This is a genomic window from Morganella sp. TYF_1, assembly GCF_043105645.1.
GTDB lineage: Bacteria > Pseudomonadota > Gammaproteobacteria > Enterobacterales > Enterobacteriaceae > Morganella > Morganella morganii_B.
The window spans coordinates 254,305-271,814 of record NZ_JBICLU010000025.1 but is presented as its reverse complement, the minus strand read 5'-3'; the positions used below and the strand labels follow the sequence as shown (position 1 = coordinate 271,814).

Genomic DNA, 17,510 nt, shown 5'->3' with positions numbered 1-17,510 from the left:
ATTCAGTCACTCTCTTTCTGAGTTACTGTGATCGCCAGCTCTTTCAGGGCATCGTCATTCGCGAAGCTCGGTGCGTCTGTCATCAGACAGGCGGCCGCCGTGGTTTTCGGGAACGCGATAACGTCACGGATGTTTTCAGTACCGGTCAGCAGCATCACCAGACGGTCGAGACCAAAGGCCAGACCGGCATGCGGTGGTGTGCCGTATTGTAACGCATCGAGCAGGAAGCCGAATTTGCGGCGCTGTTCTTCCGGGGTGATCCCCAGGATACCGAATACGGTCTGCTGCATTTCGTTACGGTGGATACGGACAGAGCCGCCACCCACTTCGTAGCCGTTGATAACCATATCGTAGGCATTGGCGATCGCCTCTTCCGGTGCATTCTTCAGCTCTTCCGGTGACATGTCACGCGGTGAGGTGAACGGATGGTGCATCGCGGTCAGGCCGCCTTCGCCGTCATCCTCAAACATCGGGAAGTCGATCACCCACAGCGGACGCCAGCTGTTCAGGTCGGTCAGATTCAGGTCACGACCGGTTTTCAGACGCAGCGCGCCCATTGCATCGGTTACGGTGCCTTTCGCGCCCGCGCCGAAGAAAATGATGTCGCCGGTCTGCGCATCGGTACGTTCCAGAATCGCTTCAACGGTTTCTGCGGTCAGGAATTTGGCGACCGGAGACTGAACACCCTCAATACCCACAGAGCGATCGTTCACTTTCATCCACGCCAGGCCTTTCGCGCCATAGATGCCGACAAATTTGCCATATTCATCAATCTGTTTGCGGGTCATTTCCGCGCCGCCGGTGACACACAGTGCCACAACACGGCCTTTCGGATCATTTGCCGCATCAGCAAACACAGAGAATTCAGAATTTTTCACCAGATCGGCGATATCAGTCAGTTCCAGCGGGTTACGTAAATCCGGCTTATCAGAACCGAAGCGGCGCATCGCTTCCGCAAATGTCATCACCGGGAAATCGCCCAGTTCAACATTGATGATTTCATTCCACAGTGAGCGGATCATGCGTTCCATGGTCGCACGGACCTGGTCCGCGGTCATGAAGGAAGTTTCCACATCGATCTGGGTGAATTCCGGCTGACGGTCAGCACGTAAATCTTCATCACGGAAACATTTGACAATCTGATAGTAACGGTCAAAACCGGACATCATCAGAAGCTGTTTGAACAGCTGCGGAGACTGCGGCAGTGCGTAGAATTTGCCTTTATGGACACGGCTCGGCACCAGGTAGTCACGGGCACCTTCCGGTGTGGCTTTGGTCAGCATCGGGGTTTCGATATCGAGGAACCCTTCGGTATCCATAAAGCGACGGACAAACCCGGTGATGCGCGCACGGGTTTTCAGGCGGTTCGCCATTTCACTGCGGCGCAGGTCGAGATAGCGGTATTTCAGACGCATCTCTTCGGTATTTTCGTGGTTGCTGTCGAGCGGTAACGGCTCGGAGCGGTTAAAAATGGTCAGGCCATCTGCATGCACTTCCACACTGCCGGTCGCCATCTCTTTATTAATTTGATTTTCTGGTCGCGCGCGGACAGTTCCGGTAATCTGAATACAGAATTCATTCCGTAATTCAGAGGCTTTGGCAAATGCTTCTTTTTGGTCGGGATCGAAGAAAACCTGAACGATGCCTTCACGGTCACGCATATCGATAAAAATCAAACCCCCGAGATCACGACGACGGTTTACCCAACCACTAAGGGTTACTTTTTGATCGATGTGAGCACTGTTGAGCTGCCCACAATAATTAGTACGCATACGATATCCTTTTGTCCGCTATTGTGCGTTTCTGCAAAATTTTGGCATGGTTCTTTATGAAGAAATGTCAAAAAGGCGATCATTATAGTGGAAAATTCCTGATGAGATAAGAGCAAACCACACATCTGCCGCAGAGAATTTAGCCACTAATTGATAATTTTCAAATAATTCAGTATGCATTAATATTAAAGATTGTGTTACCTGCTGCTTTGAGGTTTATCATTGTTTTGCTGTTTCAATTGGCCATGGAGTAAAAAATGGTTAGTTCCCTTTATATTGTACTGGGTGCGCTGTTAATCATTAAACTATCACTCGATGTGATTAAACTGCGGACACTTTACCGCGTCGCTTATGGTGACGGCGGTTTTTATGAGTTACAGACGGCGATTCGTGTGCAGGGCAATGCGGTTGAGTATATTCCCGTTGCACTCCTGCTGTTACTGGTGATGGAGCAGAACGGTGCCCAGGTGTGGATGCTGCATGTCTGCGGGATCATTCTGATTGCTGGCCGGCTGTTTCACTCTTACGGATTAAAACACCGCGAGAACCGCTGGCGGCGTACCGGGATGGCGGCCACCTTCACTGCCATGATCCTGATGGTGCTGGCGAATATCTGGTATCTGCCGTGGCAGCAGATTTTTTCACCGTACATGTAACCGCTCACGCCGGGACATAACACTTTCTGCGCCGGGTCACCTCTGTTAGAATGCGCGCATCTTTTTGTATTGCAGATCTGTGTTATGTCCAAAGAAATTCCGAATCCGCCGCAGGATACTCTGTTCGCGGCACCGATTGCCCGTCTTGGTGACTGGACGTTTGATGAGAAAGTCGCGGATGTGTTTCCCGATATGATCAAACGCTCAATTCCGGGCTACTCCAATATTATTGCTATGATCGGCATGCTGGCCGGTCGTTTTGTCACGCCCGGCAGTCAGGTTTATGATCTCGGCTGTTCCCGTGCCGCCGCCACCCTGTCTATCCGCCCGAATATCGCAGATAAACCCGGCTGCCGGATTATCGCCGTGGATAATTCCGCGCCGATGGTGGAACACGCCCGCCGCCATGTGGAAAGTTTTAAATCCCCGGTACCGGTTGAAGTCACCGAAGGCGATATCCGCCATATCAAAATTGAAAATGCCTCGATGGTGGTTCTCAATTTTACCCTGCAATTCCTGGCCCCGGATGACCGCGCCGCACTGCTGAAAAAAATCTATCAGGGTCTGCTGCCGGGCGGTGTTCTGGTGTTATCGGAAAAATTCAGTTTTGAGGATGCGCAGATCGGCGATTTGCTGTTCAGTATGCACCACGATTTCAAACGCGCCAACGGCTACAGCGAGCTGGAAATCAGCCAGAAACGCACCATGCTGGAAGATGTCATGCTGACCGACAGCGTGGAAACGCACAAATCACGTCTGAAAGCGGCCGGGTTTGAACATTGCGAAGTCTGGTTCCAGTGTTTTAACTTCGGGTCATTACTGGCAGTGAAAGAGAATAACCATGATTGATTTCGGCAATTTTTATCAGTTAATTGCAAAAAATGAGCGTCTGAGTCACTGGCTGGAAACGCTGCCCGCGCAGATAGCAAAATGGCATAAAGAATCCCTGCACGGCTACTATCCGGGCTGGGTAAAGACCATTGAAAACCTGCCGGACATGACACCGGACTTTCTCGATCTGAAAACCGGTGTCACCGCACAGCGCACGCAGCCGCTGACTGACGGGGAAACCCGCCGTATCAATAATATTCTGCGCAATCTGATGCCGTGGCGCAAAGGCCCGTTCTCGCTCTACGGTGTGAAGATTGATACCGAATGGCGTTCCGATCTGAAATGGGATCGCGTTCTGCCGCATCTTTCCCCGCTTGCCGGGCGCACCATTCTGGATGTCGGCTGCGGCAGCGGTTATCACATGTGGCGTATGACCGGTGAAGGCGCGGAACTGGTGGTCGGTGTCGATCCAACCCAGCTTTTCCTCTGCCAGTTTGAAGCCGTGCGCAAGCTGCTCGGCAATGACCAGCGCGTGCACCTGCTGCCGCTGGGTATTCAGGAGCTGCCTGCACTTCAGGCGTTTGATACCGTGTTCTCCATGGGGGTGCTTTATCATCGCCGCTCCCCGCTCGACCACCTCTGGCAGCTGAAAGATCAGCTGGTGTCCGGCGGCGAACTGGTACTGGAAAGTATTGTTGTTGAGGGCGATGAACATCAGTGCCTGATCCCGGGCGAACGCTACGCGCAGATGAGTAACGTTTACTTTATTCCGTCAGCAAAAATGCTGGCTGTCTGGCTGGAAAAATGCGGGTTCACTAATATCCGTATCGCGGATGAGTCCGTCACCACCACGGATGAGCAGCGCCGTACGGAGTGGATGATCAATGAATCCCTCGCCGATTTCCTCAATCCGGATGATCCGTCACTGACCGTTGAAGGCTATCCGGCACCGCGCCGTGCGGTTCTGATTGCGGAAAAGCCGTAACCCTGCATGCAGATACATCCGTATCGGTTTTGATACGGATGTACTGACCATCATATCAGTGCACCACCATACTGTGCAGATCCAGAACGCCTTTCATAGCCTCAACCGTTTCCCCGTCCACACAGGTATGGGAAAACTCATCGGCTTCACTGTCACTGCTCATCGCGACCCCGACTTTGCGGTAACGCATGGTGGATGGCTTGGTTTTGGATGCTGAGCTGTGTACTTCCTGAAGGCCGATATCCAGAAACTTCTGAATATTCGCCAGCCGCACACCGGCACCAGCCATAATCACCGGCCCCCTGCTGGCTTCCTGTAACTCTTTCAGCAACGGCAACCCCAGTTCCGCACTCAGCTGCTGCCCGGATGTCAGAATACGGCTCACCCCCAGGTCAGTCAGTTGCTGTAATGCCAGCATCGGGCTGGCACACATATCAAAGGCTCTGTGGAAAGTGACCGCCATATCGCCTGACAGTTTGCACAGCATCTTCATCCTGGGCAGATCAACATGCCCGTCTTCATCCAGAATACCGGTGACCACCCCGGGAAACCCCAGGTCGCGGATTTTGGCGATATCATTCTTCATGACCGCAAATTCCGAGGCTGTATAGCAAAAGTCGCCGCTGCGCGGACGGAGGATCGGGTGAACCGGGATCCGCAACCGGTCGATAGTTTGTTTCAGCATGCCCCAGCTCGGGGTCAGCCCGCCCTCTGACGGCGCGGCACACAGTTCAATCCGGTCAGCGCCGGCTTTTTCCGCAGTGAGGGCACATTCCACGCTGTAACAACAAATTTCCAGTTTCGCCATTGATTAGCCTCATCACTTAATTTCGCAGGTAAATATCTCTTGTAAACGATTCAGTCATCCTGATATACACTATTACATGTAATTTAGATTAATGAATTGTTAAATATCACAAGATGCGAAATATCCGGCCTGTTCGCACAGGGAAATGTCAGAATTGCTGGTTACCGCTCACTTTCGACAATTTCCTGCAAGGTAAACGGATGAAACTTAATGGTGATATTTTCCCGGCTGACCGCCAGTGTCGGGTTCGGCAACCGCTCCTGTCCGCCGCGCGGATGACTGGCTTTTGTGGTCACCCCGTCCGGTAACGGTGACGGCAGCAGTGCGGCAGCCCGTTCAGTCAGGGTCAGCGGATCGCCCGGCAGCACCAGTTCGATATGTTCCCAGCCCTGGTGTGCATACTGTTTGCCTTTCGGGAACGGCAGTTCCAGCACCGGGATCTGCCAGTGCAGCAGTGCCAGCGGTTCATGCAGTAAAAACAGATAAATCGGGCGGCCGTTAATCTGATTCTCCGATAACACGGTACCGCATTCGCGGAATCCGGCCAGCCACTGTTCCGCCAGTGCCGTATCGTGAGCCCGCAGTGAGATGTGATCCGCCTGATACTGCGTGAGATCGAGCTGCAAATCCGCCGCAAACTGCTGTATTTTTCCGGCAAACACCGGCAGCTCTGCCATCAGACCGGTAAGGGATGCTGTCTGTGTGCTTTTTTTCATTATGATCCCCTGTGAGAATTCATCCGCAAAGGCGCAGATAGTAGCATGAGACCCTGTTTTTGTGGTATAAAACCAGCCAAATTTCACGTCAACATCCCGTCCGGACGAGCCCGCTCCTCCGCCGCTGTTTCCGGGGTGTCATTTTGTTCTTTAAATTAAGGTAAACCGGTGAATATTCAGGCAATTCTTTCAGATAAGATCCAACAGGCTCTTATCAGCGCAGGGGCACCACTTGATTGTGATGCTATCGTTAAGCAGTCCGCCAAAGCGCAGTTTGGTGATTACCAGGCCAATGGTGTGATGGCTGCCGCGAAAAAAATGGGTATGCCGCCCCGACAGCTCGCTGAGAAAGTGATTGAACTGCTGGATCTTGACGGAATTGCGGAAAAAACGGAAATCGCCGGTCCCGGTTTTATCAATATTTTCCTGTCTCCGGCCTGGCTGACCGCTCAGCTGGAAACTGCACTGGCTGACGACAAGCTGGGCCTGACCCCGGTTGAGCCGATGACCATTGCCATCGACTACTCCGCCCCGAACGTGGCCAAACAGATGCACGTAGGCCACCTGCGTTCCACCATCATCGGTGATGCGGCAGCACGTACCCAGGAATATCTGGGTCATCACGTGATCCGCTGTAACCACGTTGGTGACTGGGGTACACAGTTCGGCATGCTTATCGCGTATCTCGAAAAAATGCAGAATGAAGATGCCGGGGATATGGCACTGGCCGACCTGGAAGCCTTCTACCGCGAAGCGAAAAAGCATTACGATGAAGATGAAGTGTTTGCTGAGCGTGCGCGCGGTTATGTGGTCAAATTACAGGGCGGTGATGAATACTGCCGTACCATGTGGCGCAAGCTGGTGGATATCACCATGCAGCAGAACCAGGAAACCTATAACCGTCTGAATGTCACCCTGACCGAAGATGATGTCATGGGTGAAAGCCTGTACAACGACATGCTGCCGGGCATTGTCAGCGACCTGATGAACCGCGGTATTGCCGAAGAAAGCGAAGGCGCAATCGTCGTTTATCTTGATGAATTCAAGAATAAAGAAGGCGAACCGATGGGGGTTATTATCCGCAAGAAAGATGGCGGATATCTCTACACCACCACCGATATCGCCTGTGCGAAATACCGCCATGACGTACTGCACGCTGACCGCGTTCTCTATTACATTGACTCCCGTCAGCATCAGCATCTGATGCAGGCGTGGACGATTGTCCGTAAAGCCGGTTATATCCCGGAGAGCATGACACTGGAACATCACATGTTCGGTATGATGCTCGGCAAAGACGGCAAACCGTTCAAAACCCGCGCAGGCGGCACTATCCGCCTGTCCGATCTGCTGGATGAAGCGGTTGAACGCGCGGAGAAACTGATCCGTGAGAAAAACAGCGACATGCCGGAAGATGAGCTGAAACAGCTTGCGGAAGTGGTCGGTATCGGTGCGGTGAAATACGCGGATCTGTCAAAAAGCCGTACCACCGACTATATCTTCGACTGGGACAACATGCTGGCCTTTGAAGGTAACACCGCCCCGTATATGCAGTATGCCTACACCCGTGTGGCATCCGTCTTCAAACGCGCGGATATTGATGCGGACAGCCTGACACAACCTATTATCCTGACCGACGACCGCGAGCGCCAGTTAGCCGCCCGTCTGTTACAGTTTGAAGAGACCATTACTGCTGTGGCCCGTGAAGGTCTGCCGCATATGATGTGCAGCTACCTGTACGACCTGGCAGGTCTGTTCTCCGGTTTCTACGAGCATTGCCCGATTCTGGCAGCGGAAAGCGAAGAACTGCGTCAGAGCCGCCTGAAACTGGCACTGCTGACACAGAAAACCCTGAAAGCCGGTCTGGATACCCTGGGTATCGGTACTGTCGAGAAAATGTAATCCCGCCGTTACCGGCGATTATTTCTGCAAAAAAGGAACCATCAGGTTCCTTTTTTATTGCCTTCTGACTCTGTTACAACAAGACCCGGCACCCAGCTGCCTGTAATTTTTCTGCCACCGGCGGAATGACGGAGAAATTATTCCAGCGCAGATCCAGTTTGCGCAGCTGTGTTAATGCTGCCAGGCTGTCCGGTAATGCGCTCAGCTGATTCGCACGCAGATCCAGATATAACAAAGATGATAATTCACCGGTATTTTCCGGCAAGGTTTTCAGGGCATTGAAACGCAGATTCAATGTATTGAGTTGTTGCAACCGGCTTATTTCCGGCGAAATAAACGCCACCCGGTTATTATTCAGATCAAGAATCTCCAGCGCTGTCACAGCAGCGATTTCATCCGGAATTTCGGTTATCTGATTATTCATCAGGTGTATTTCACGGGTATTTTTCAGTCCGCTGACGGCGGCTGACAGTTCCGTTATCCGGTTATGATAAAGGCGGATTTCTTCCATCTTTTCCATTTCTGAAAACCATGCCGGTATTGCCGTCAGGTGATTATCCGTTGCATTAAAATAACGCAGATTTTTCAGCCCGGAAAATGACGATGGTAAATTGCTGTATCCGTTCTCACTGAGATAGAGATAGCTCAGCTGATGCAATTCACCGATTTCCGGTGCAACATCGGCAATACGGTTATGCCCCAGATCCAGCATTTCACAGGCAGTCAGCTGTGCAATAGCCGGCGGAATATAAGCCAGCTGATTACAGGAAAGGTTCAATACCCGTAATGACGTACAGTGGCGCAGTGCAGCCGGATATTCCGTGAGATGATTATTATAAGCACTGATAACCTGCCGGGTATACGGCGGCGTGATAAATGCATCAATTGACGTATACCCGCCATTATCCAGGTTCAGTTCAGCATCAGAAACAGTGTGTTGGTGCAGCATAAACATGCTCCGGTGTCCGCAGTAACAGTCAGAATTGTTGTCATAATAGCACTGTTATCCGCTGCCCTGCCTGACATTCTTTCCGGTGGCAGCGTTATTCTGTTTTGATATCCCTGATATGAAATAACCAATGCTATGCTCTCCCGGTGAATAACAGGAGGGATTATGGCAGAGAATAAGATCTGTTTTTCTGATGTGAAAATGGCAGGGGATATGGAAATAATCACCGCTGCGGATAAATCCGTATATGGTTTTACCGGTGATAATGAGACAGATAACAGCGAATTATTAACCGCACTATTTCAGTTGCGTTATTTTTCCAACAGTATTATTTATAATCAGCAACAAAAAAATGATATTCACCTGATATTCAGGAATTGCACAGAATACACCCCGGCTGCCCGGACTCTGAGCACGGATAACTATATTATTCCAGCCGGTGATATTACCGAGCGTTTCCGGCCGTTTGTTCATGATCATCCGGTGGTATTTCTTGATCCGCCGGCTGATGATACGTCTTCCGCCATAACCGGTGCCGGGTTAAATACTGTTTTGCCGCTGTTGCCGCAATCCGGGAATACATCAGATCCGGGATTTTCCTCAATGGTGATATTAATTCAGCGTATTATCGCCGGATACGGTGAATTTACCACCACGGAAAAACCGGAAAACGTTAACGGTATCGTGTATATCACTATGCCGGAACATCACCTGAATATCCCGTGGCATGAACATTGTGTTGTACTGCTGAAAGCGACATTTCCGCAGACCGTTTTTTATCTTGCAACGCAGTCTCCGGTGATATTGTCGCAACTGAATGACGGTGAAGCATACCGTTTATTGCGGGACAACGACAATATTATCCGCACACAGGAATACCGCTGATTTACGGAAATACAAAAACGGGGCTGTTATCAGCCCCGTCGGTATTATATGAAAACAACTTATAAACTGCGCTGTGCAAAGTCCCGCAGGCGGAAACCAAGTGCATACAGTGCGGCAAAATAGGCACCGGCACCGGCAATTACCACCCCCATCAGGCGCAGCATGCGCATCAGCATATTACCCTGTGACCATTCCGGCATCAGGTACATCATACCCACCAGTACTGCCGCCATAAACAGCATTGCGATCACCAGTTTGAGGAAGAATTTTCCCCAGCCCGGCAGCGGTGTAAAGATATTCTGTTTACGCAGTTGCCAGTAAAGCAGCGAGGCGTTGAAACAGGCCGCGATACCAATCGACAGTGCCAGACCGGCATGTTTAAACGGCCCGATAAAGGCCAGGTTCATCAGCTGTGTCAGGATCAGCGTGGCAATCGCGATTTTAACCGGCGTCTTAATGTTCTGACGGGAGTAGAATCCCGGCGCCAGTACTTTAATCACAATCATTCCCATCAGACCAACGCAGTAGGCAATCAGCGCCTGCTGTGTCATCAGGGCATCAAAGGCGGTGAAATTTTTGTACTGGAACAGGCTGACTGTCAGCGCTTCCGCCAGAATCGCGAGCGCTACCGCACACGGCAAAGCCAGCAGGAAGCAGAGGCGCAATCCCCAGTCCATCAGTTTGCGGTATTCGGTGGTATCCCCTTTGGAAAAACTTTTTGCCAGTGATGGCAGCAGGATCGTCCCCAGCGCCACCCCGAGCACACCGGACGGCAGTTCCATCAGGCGGTCAGCGTAATACATCCAGGAAACCGAGCCGGACACCAGGAATGAGGCAAAAATCGTGTTGATAATCAGTGAAATCTGGCTGACCGAAACCCCGAGGATCGCCGGGCCCATCAGTTTCATCACCCGCCAGACACCGCTGTTACGGAAAGAAACTCTCGGCAGCACCAGCATGCCGATTTTTTTCAGGTGCGGCAGCTGATAGGCAATCTGTAATACCCCGCCCGCCAGCACGGCCCACGCCAGCGCCATAATCGGCGGATTAAAATACGGCGCGGCAAACAGTGCAAAGCCGATCATACTGACATTCAGCAGTGTCGGTGCAAACGCCGGGACGGAGAAACGGTTCCAGGTATTGAGGATCCCCCCCGCCAGTGAGGCGATAGAGATCAGAAAAATATACGGAAAGGTGACTTTCAGCAGATTGGCGGTCAGCGTGAATTTATCCGGGTCATCGGTAAAACCCGGTGCGGTGACATAGATAATCCACGGTGCAGCCAGCATCCCGAGTACGGTGACCACCGCCAGAATCAATGTCAGCATCCCGGAGACATAGGCGATAAAGGTGCGGGTGGCTTCCTCGCCCTGCTGGGTTTTGTATTCCGATAAAATCGGTACAAAGGCCTGGGAGAATGCCCCTTCGGCAAAAATACGCCGCAGCAGGTTCGGCAGTTTAAAGGCGACAAAGAAGGCATCGGCCGCCATCGATGCCCCGAAAATCCGGGCGATGATGGCATCACGGATAAAACCGAGTACACGCGAGAACATCGTCATTGAGCTGACGGCGGCGAGAGATTTCAATAAATTCATGCTGAATGTGCTGGTCAGATAACAAAGGCGGAAATAGTATCACGATAATGCGGGCGGAACAGAAAAACCCGCTGTTATCGTGGCTTAACCCAGTCCGGGGTGGTCAGTGCGGTCAGAACATGGTCACGCCACCGGCCGTTAATCATCAGATACTCTTTCGCGTAACCCTCTTTTTCAAACCCGAGCCGGGCGAGGAGTTGTCCGCTGCGCTGATTATGCGGCATATAGTTTGCCATAATGCGGTGCATGCCCTGCTGACGCTGCATATAGCGCAGTGTCGGCTCCAGGGCTTCCTGCATATAATGCTGCCCCTGCCATTTTTCACCCAGCGAATAGCCGAGAAAACAGGCGTAAAACACGCCGCGGATGACATTACTGTAGTTCGCCACCCCCATCACCTCATTTTCAGCCGGATCCAGCAGCAAAAAATGGAACGCGGTACCCTGCCGGTGCATATCCGTCATCAGCTGTAAGCGGGATGACCAGCCGGAGGGATGATAGTGGCTGCGGTCGCGGAGAGGCTCCCAGGGTTTCAGAAATGCTTCGTTTTCACAGTAATATTCACTGATGCGGTACGCGTCCCGCTCATGCGCCAGCCGGACCACCATTCTGTCCGTGTTAAAACGCAGCTGCGGCGTATTCGCGCGGTAGCCGAACAACATAATTCCTCTCTCAGAAGGCCGTAGTCAGGGTGTGCTTAACCACGTTCCGTCGATAAAAAAATATCATCCTGAATTCTCTGTTATCAGATGCTGAATAAGCAGAGAATAGAAGGTGTAATCATCTCCCTTTTTTCTATTCCTTTCAATATTTAATGTGGTGCTGAATGTCACTTGTCAGACAAGCCCGGACGCTGGGTAAGTACTGGTTGCTGGTGGATAACCTGCTGGTTGTTCTAGGCTTCTTTGTGGTCTTCCCGCTGATCTCCATCCGTTTTGTTGAACAACTCGGCTGGGCGGGGATTGTGGTCGGGTTTGCCCTGGGGCTGCGCCAGCTTGTCCAGCAGGGGCTGGGGATATTCGGCGGTGCGATTGCTGACCGTTTCGGTGCCAAACCGATGATCGTCATCGGCATGTTTCTCCGCGCAGGCGGTTTTGCCCTGATGGCAATGGCAGATGAGCCGTGGATCCTCTGGCTTTCCTGTATTCTCTCGGCTGTCGGCGGCACCCTGTTTGATCCGCCGCGCACCGCGCTGGTGATCAAACTGACCCGCCCGTATGAACGCGGCCGTTTCTATTCCCTGCTGCTGATGCAGGACAGCGCCGGCGCGGTGCTCGGGGCACTGCTCGGCAGCTGGCTGCTGATTTATGATTTTCATCTGGTCTGCTGGGTGGGTGCGGCAATCTTTATTATTACCGCCCTGTGCAATGCGTGGCTGCTGCCCGCTTACCGTATTTCCACCACCCGCACCCCGATAAAAGAAGGGCTGACCCGCGTACTGCGCGACAAACGGTTCTCCCGCTATGTACTGACACTGACCGGTTACTTTATCCTCTCCGTGCAGGTGATGCTGATGTTTCCGATTATCGTCAACGAACTGGCGGGCACACCGGCGGCGGTAAAATGGATGTATGCCATCGAAGCGGCGTTATCACTGACTCTGCTCTATCCGCTGGCCCGCTGGAGTGAAAAACACTTCCGGCTGGAAACCCGCCTGATGGCCGGGTTATTCCTGATGAGCCTGAGTATGTTCCCGGTCGCCCTGACGCATTCACTGCATGTATTATTCGCGATTATCTGTTTGTTCTATTTAGGTTCGGTAATTGCCGAACCGGCACGGGAAACCCTCAGTGCGTCACTGGCGGATCCGCGCGCACGCGGCAGTTACATGGGATTCAGCCGTCTCGGGCTGGCATTTGGCGGCGCCATCGGTTATACCGGCGGCGGCTGGCTGTATGATTTGGGTAAAGAAATGCAATTACCTGAACTTCCCTGGTTTTTACTCGGTACAATCGGGCTGATGACACTGATAGCACTTTACCGCCAGTTTAACCCGAAGAAGATAAGCCCTGCCGTATTAAATTGATCCGGATATTTTGGATTTGCCGCAGCACAGGTTAGTATCGGGTGGTATACAACAGGAGATACCGATGAGATTATTCCTTTTTACCGCGGCACTGGTCGCAGCAACGGTTTTAACAGGCTGTGATAAATTAACCGAAATCAGTGTCAGTGAAGAGACCATTAACAGTGCGGTGGCAGAGAATATCCGTCTGAACAAACAGATTGGTATGGATGGTGTGGCAGATGCGGATTTTACCCTGGAAAAACTGCTCACCGAAATCGGACGTGAAGAACCGGGCAAAGTAAAACTGACAGCAATCGGCTCGCTGAAGCTGGTTTCGCTGTTCGGATCCCGGGATTTTACCATTTCAATGACGCTCAGTGCCGCGCCGTATTTTGACGCCGCCACCGGGTCAATCTATATGCGGGATATTGAAATCACCAATTATACGCTGGACCCGGACAAATGGGACACCCTGATTTCCGCACTTATCCCTTATCTCAACCACACACTGAGCACCTTTTTCAATATCACCCCGGTATATGTGCTGAATGGCGATAATACCGCCGAGGCAGCAGCGAAGAAATTTGCCAAGGGTATTGAAATCCGTCCGGGCCGGATAGTCATTCCGTTAACCGACTAATTTCGATTAAATTTTTTAATTGTGCCAGTAAATTATTAACTATCTAAATTATGATGCCGTTTCTTCACTATTCCGCAGGAAACGGTATCACCTTCCCGTTTTGTAAAAGAATATGACGAAAATTCAAGGCATACGAAAATATACCTGGTTATCCCATTCCGACATATCCGCAGTACATTCCTGGGGAAATGAGACGAAATACTGTTTTTTCTTCTGCCGCAGATAAAATTAATTTGTGATTGACCGCTTTTTTCTGACTCTGCCAGCTCCCTTTTTGATGACATATTTCACAATTCATAAACATTTTTAACACCATTATCATCCCTTTCAGTAACATCAGAAAATAACCACTTTCCGGATAAGGATCATCTGATGCTGACACTGATCGGGCTGCTGATCATCATTTCTATTGTCGTTCTGCTGATGACAGGAAAAACCAGCCCTATAATTGCCATGTCTGTTATTCCCCTGCTCGGCGCGTTGCTGGCAGGCTACTCCCTGCCTGAAATCACGGCATTTTTTGATTACGGTATCAAAAAAGTCGCCAGTGTCGCGGTGATGTTCCTGTTCGCCATTCTGTTTTTCAGCATTATGAAAGATCTGCATATCTTCAATCCGTTTATCCGTCTGATGATCGGCCTGACACGGGGAAATGTGGTGATTGTGGCGATGGTCACCGCTCTGGTGGCAGCCGTGGTGCATCTCGACGGTTCCGGAGCGGCAACGTTTCTGATTATCATCCCGGCGTTTCTGCCAATCTACCGGCGACTGGGCATGAGCCCGTATCTGATGCTGCTGCTGATGTGCATGAGTATGGGGGTGATGAATATGGTGCCATGGGGCGGACCGCTTGGCCGTGCATCTGCCGTGACAGGGATCCCCGCATCTGAACTGTGGCAGCCGCTGATCCCGGTGCAAATTACCGGCATTATCGCATCCGTGCTGGTTGCCGCGCTGTTTGGCCTGCGGGAAAAACGCCGTATCGCCCGTGCGGCACAATACGGCACCACGCCGTATCAACAGGATTCGCTTCTTGAACTGTATGATGAGGCGGATAACGAACACGGTACAGAAAAACCACAGCGCTTTCTGATTAATATCTCGCTGATCCTGCTGGCGATCCTCAGCCTGGCACTGGGCTGGCTCGCGGCACCGTATATCTTTATGCTGGCCCTTTCCGCCGCTCTTATCATCAATTACCCGAAGCCGAAAGATCAGGTAGCGGTGATTAATCATCACGCCCCGCAGGCGTTATCTATGGCTGCGATTATCATTTCCGCTGGGGTATTCCTGGGGATTATGGATAAAGGCGGTATGCTGGAGTCGGTCGCAAAAGATCTGCTGCTGATTATTCCGGGACGGATGGCGGAACAGTTCCACATTATTATCGGGATGATTGGTGTACCGCTGGATATCTTTACCAGTACCGATGCTTATTACTTTGCCCTGCTGCCGATTGTCCGTGACGTGGTGGCATCCGCCGGTATTCCGCCTGCAGATGTGGTGTATGCCATGGCTATCGGTAATAACGCCGGTACCTTTGTCAGCCCGTTTTCACCGGCGGTCTGGCTGGCAGTGGGCATTGCCGGGGTGGATATGGGACGGCATCTGCGCTACTCCTTCTTCTGGATCTGGCTGTTCAGCTTTATCACCCTGGCGGCAGGCTGGTTCCTCGGGCTGTTCTAAGCCGGAGACAAAAAGCCCGGTCATCTGACCGGGCCTGAAACACAATATGTGACAGCGTCACATACTAATCATCATTTTCGTCTTCTTCTGCATCTTCTGCCAGCTCTTCATACAGCGCTGACAGCGCTTCACGGGTCAGAATAGCCAGGGTGCGGTAAAAGCCGTGCTGTGCATGAGATTCGACTTTCCCGAGAAATGCATCACTCCACGGCAGCAGATAGTCCGCAAACAGCGCCGTCTGCGCACTGACTTCATCTTCCTGTGCCTGATCTTCCAGCCAGGATGCCGCCAGCAGCAGAGACCCGAAACTGTCTGTTACCGCATCAGTCAGCGGCATCCCGCGCTCACTGAGAAACTGACGGACTTCACTTTCCGGCTCACCGGTATAGTCCGACCGGTGCTGAGCCACCGCCCCGTCAGCAAACAGCTGCTGATAGTCTGCAGCCAGTTCCGTACTGTCACAATGTTCAGCCAGCCGTGTCAGCAGTGCATCCTGCTCCAGCGGCCAGTGGGCTTTCAGCTGCCCCTGCTTAATCATCGTCAGAACCGGTGCCAGCACGGGATCAGCAGGAGCACGGTTAAACAGCGTTCCGAGCAGGCGGCAGACCAGTGAAAATTCATTCATACTTCAAATCCTTATTAACTGAGTTGCCGCTATTGTCCGGATTGTCCTTATCACTGTAAAGAATTAATACCCCAGTTCCATATTCACCACGCCCTGTGGTGCTTCGCCCCGCTCAATCCGCTCAATATTGGCAACAATGGCTTTCATTGCCTCTGACGGAATGGTAAATGCGGCAATGTGCGGCGTGACATCCACCCGCGGGTGGGTCCAGAACGGGTGCATTTCCGGCAGCGGTTCGGTGGCGAACACATCCAGGCTGGCACCGGCTATTTGTCCGTCATCAATGGCTTCCAGCAGATCGTTATCCACCAGATGCGAACCGCGCGCCAGGTTGATCAGGTAAGCACTTTGCGGCAGCTTACTGAACAGCGACTGGTTGAGGATCCCTCTGGTCTGCGGTGTGTCAGGCAGCAGGTTGATCAGCAGGCGGCTGTGGCTTAAGAATTCATCCAGCTGGTCATTACCGTGGAAACTGGTCACGCCCGGGATCTGTTTCGGTGTCCGGCTCCAGCCATGGACTTTAAACCCGAACTCCGCCAGCCTTTCCGCCACGGAACGCCCGAGAATACCGGTTCCGAGCACGCCGATTTCAAACTCGTCAAACGTAAATGCCGGTTGCGCTTTCCAGATACGCTGTTCCTGCTGGCGTTTATAGATATCCATTTTGCGGAAGTACCACAGCGCCTTGGCAACGGCGTATTCCTGCATCTGCGCCCCCATCCCTGTATCTTCAAGGCGGATCACCGGCACCCCGGCAGGCAGTGTGCCCGGGTTTGCCTGCTCCTGCTTCAGGATGGCATCCACCCCGGCCCCCAGAGCAAAGACCGCCTTCATGGTGGTCCGCCCGGCCAGACACTCACGCGGCGGTAACCACACCAGGGCATAATCCGCCGGCTGATTATCACCCGGAACCCATTTGCGGATATCCGCCTGCGGCAGGTGTTTTTTCATGCCGTTGATCCACAGCTCAGAATCAAAAAAAGGATGGTAGAAAATAATATTCATGCGGCGCTCCTCTGTTTTTTTACCAGCCTGATAGGATTACGCAAAGAATTCAAGCCCCGGAGAGATTTTCGTATCGTTAAAATGTTGTTATTGTTAACTGACCTGCATATTTTTCCGGCAGATGATTTCCCGCCGGAAAAAAATCAGCGGTCATTTTTCAGGCGACCGGTATGCTGTTTTCAGCGGATTTGCTATGTTAATCACCAATATGCTGTTTTTTTGGTTAAACAAGCGAAAAAACACATTTTTTTTCGTGCCGTGTATTGACGGGTTACGTCGCTTCCCCTATAGTAGCGCCCCGTTGCAGCGAGATATCAACGCAACGAACAGTACCCCGGTGAGATGTCCGAGTGGCTGAAGGAGCACGCCTGGAAAGTGTGTATGCGCGAAAGTGCATCGAGGGTTCGAATCCCTCTCTCACCGCCATCTTAAGAGAAGAGCCTGCTGAGC

The 17,510-nt window shown here is 52.0% G+C and carries 17 protein-coding genes and 1 tRNA gene; 9 read left to right on the top strand and 9 right to left on the bottom strand.

Features of this window, described 5'->3' with window-relative positions; all coding sequences use genetic code 11:
* Positions 1-2: 2 nt before the first annotated feature.
* Entirely contained in the window at positions 3-1,772 is a 1,770-nt protein-coding gene (gene aspS, locus ACF8OF_RS12965) for an aspartate--tRNA ligase (RefSeq protein WP_262861895.1), read from the bottom strand.
* 257 nt (positions 1,773-2,029) lie between these two features.
* Between aspS and ACF8OF_RS12960 the strand changes: the two genes are divergently transcribed.
* From ACF8OF_RS12960 to cmoB, 3 genes are all read left to right on the top strand, one after another.
* Complete coding sequence (locus ACF8OF_RS12960; protein WP_262859878.1) at positions 2,030-2,428, top strand: MAPEG family protein; 399 nt, start codon at positions 2,030-2,032, stop codon at positions 2,426-2,428.
* 84 nt (positions 2,429-2,512) lie between these two features.
* Positions 2,513-3,277 (top strand): carboxy-S-adenosyl-L-methionine synthase CmoA, encoded by a 765-nt coding sequence (gene cmoA, locus ACF8OF_RS12955; protein WP_392496863.1) that lies wholly within the window; start codon positions 2,513-2,515, stop codon positions 3,275-3,277.
* Positions 3,270-4,244: a tRNA 5-methoxyuridine(34)/uridine 5-oxyacetic acid(34) synthase CmoB gene (gene cmoB, locus ACF8OF_RS12950; protein ID WP_392496861.1), complete on the top strand. Its 975-nt coding sequence runs from the start codon at positions 3,270-3,272 to the stop codon at positions 4,242-4,244. The genes cmoA and cmoB overlap by 8 nt, the downstream gene beginning before the upstream one ends.
* 55 nt (positions 4,245-4,299) lie before the next feature.
* Here cmoB and cutC read toward each other — a convergent pair whose 3' ends face one another.
* Both cutC and ACF8OF_RS12940 read right to left on the bottom strand, forming a co-directional pair.
* Positions 4,300-5,052 carry a copper homeostasis protein CutC gene (gene cutC / locus ACF8OF_RS12945; protein WP_262859881.1) on the bottom strand — a complete coding sequence of 251 codons (753 nt, stop codon included), beginning with the start codon at positions 5,050-5,052 and terminating at the stop codon, positions 4,300-4,302.
* 161 nt (positions 5,053-5,213) lie between these two features.
* Positions 5,214-5,768 (bottom strand): VOC family protein, encoded by a 555-nt coding sequence (locus ACF8OF_RS12940; RefSeq protein WP_392496859.1) that lies wholly within the window; start codon positions 5,766-5,768, stop codon positions 5,214-5,216.
* A gap of 168 nt (positions 5,769-5,936) precedes the next feature.
* On the opposite strand from ACF8OF_RS12940, the gene argS reads away from it, so the two are divergent.
* The gene (argS, locus tag ACF8OF_RS12935; RefSeq protein ID WP_279799384.1) at positions 5,937-7,667 is read left to right on the top strand and encodes an arginine--tRNA ligase; all 1,731 of its coding nucleotides are present in this window, start codon (positions 5,937-5,939) and stop codon (positions 7,665-7,667) included.
* Between the two features lie 73 nt (positions 7,668-7,740).
* On the opposite strand, the gene ACF8OF_RS12930 is transcribed toward argS, so the two are convergent.
* Positions 7,741-8,616: a leucine-rich repeat domain-containing protein gene (locus tag ACF8OF_RS12930; protein ID WP_392496857.1), complete on the bottom strand. Its 876-nt coding sequence runs from the start codon at positions 8,614-8,616 to the stop codon at positions 7,741-7,743.
* A gap of 165 nt (positions 8,617-8,781) precedes the next feature.
* Between ACF8OF_RS12930 and ACF8OF_RS12925 the strand changes: the two genes are divergently transcribed.
* The gene (locus ACF8OF_RS12925) at positions 8,782-9,501 is read left to right on the top strand and encodes a hypothetical protein (RefSeq protein ID WP_392496856.1); all 720 of its coding nucleotides are present in this window, start codon (positions 8,782-8,784) and stop codon (positions 9,499-9,501) included.
* A 59-nt stretch (positions 9,502-9,560) separates the two neighbouring features.
* Here the strand turns inward: ACF8OF_RS12925 and murJ are convergent, their stop codons facing one another.
* Together murJ and rimJ are read right to left on the bottom strand one after the other, a co-directional pair.
* Positions 9,561-11,096, bottom strand: coding sequence for a murein biosynthesis integral membrane protein MurJ (gene murJ, locus ACF8OF_RS12920; RefSeq protein ID WP_262859885.1), 1,536 nt, complete (start codon positions 11,094-11,096; stop codon positions 9,561-9,563).
* Between the two features lie 74 nt (positions 11,097-11,170).
* Positions 11,171-11,755, bottom strand: a complete 585-nt coding sequence (gene rimJ / locus ACF8OF_RS12915; RefSeq protein WP_045138698.1) for a ribosomal protein S5-alanine N-acetyltransferase — start codon at positions 11,753-11,755, stop codon at positions 11,171-11,173.
* A 167-nt stretch (positions 11,756-11,922) separates the two neighbouring features.
* On the opposite strand from rimJ, the gene mdtH reads away from it, so the two are divergent.
* Both mdtH and ACF8OF_RS12905 read left to right on the top strand, forming a co-directional pair.
* Entirely contained in the window at positions 11,923-13,122 is a 1,200-nt protein-coding gene (mdtH, locus tag ACF8OF_RS12910) for a multidrug efflux MFS transporter MdtH (RefSeq protein WP_262859886.1), read from the top strand.
* Between the two features lie 64 nt (positions 13,123-13,186).
* Entirely contained in the window at positions 13,187-13,744 is a 558-nt protein-coding gene (locus ACF8OF_RS12905; RefSeq protein ID WP_274370052.1) for a lipoprotein, read from the top strand.
* 148 nt (positions 13,745-13,892) lie between these two features.
* On the opposite strand, the gene ACF8OF_RS12900 is transcribed toward ACF8OF_RS12905, so the two are convergent.
* On the bottom strand, positions 13,893-14,126 hold the full coding sequence (locus tag ACF8OF_RS12900; RefSeq protein WP_392496855.1) for a hypothetical protein: 234 nt from the start codon (positions 14,124-14,126) through the stop codon (positions 13,893-13,895).
* On the opposite strand from ACF8OF_RS12900, the gene ACF8OF_RS12895 reads away from it, so the two are divergent.
* Positions 14,117-15,430 carry a CitMHS family transporter gene (locus tag ACF8OF_RS12895; RefSeq protein WP_392496853.1) on the top strand — a complete coding sequence of 438 codons (1,314 nt, stop codon included), beginning with the start codon at positions 14,117-14,119 and terminating at the stop codon, positions 15,428-15,430. The genes ACF8OF_RS12900 and ACF8OF_RS12895 overlap by 10 nt on opposite strands.
* 64 nt (positions 15,431-15,494) lie before the next feature.
* On the opposite strand, the gene ACF8OF_RS12890 is transcribed toward ACF8OF_RS12895, so the two are convergent.
* On the bottom strand, positions 15,495-16,055 hold the full coding sequence (locus ACF8OF_RS12890; protein ID WP_392496852.1) for a molecular chaperone: 561 nt from the start codon (positions 16,053-16,055) through the stop codon (positions 15,495-15,497).
* 63 nt (positions 16,056-16,118) lie between these two features.
* Complete coding sequence (ghrA, locus tag ACF8OF_RS12885; protein WP_279799368.1) at positions 16,119-17,060, bottom strand: glyoxylate/hydroxypyruvate reductase GhrA; 942 nt, start codon at positions 17,058-17,060, stop codon at positions 16,119-16,121.
* 336 nt (positions 17,061-17,396) lie between these two features.
* Here ghrA and ACF8OF_RS12880 point away from each other — a divergent pair.
* Positions 17,397-17,486 (top strand) — tRNA-Ser (locus tag ACF8OF_RS12880).
* Positions 17,487-17,510 lie beyond the last annotated feature (24 nt).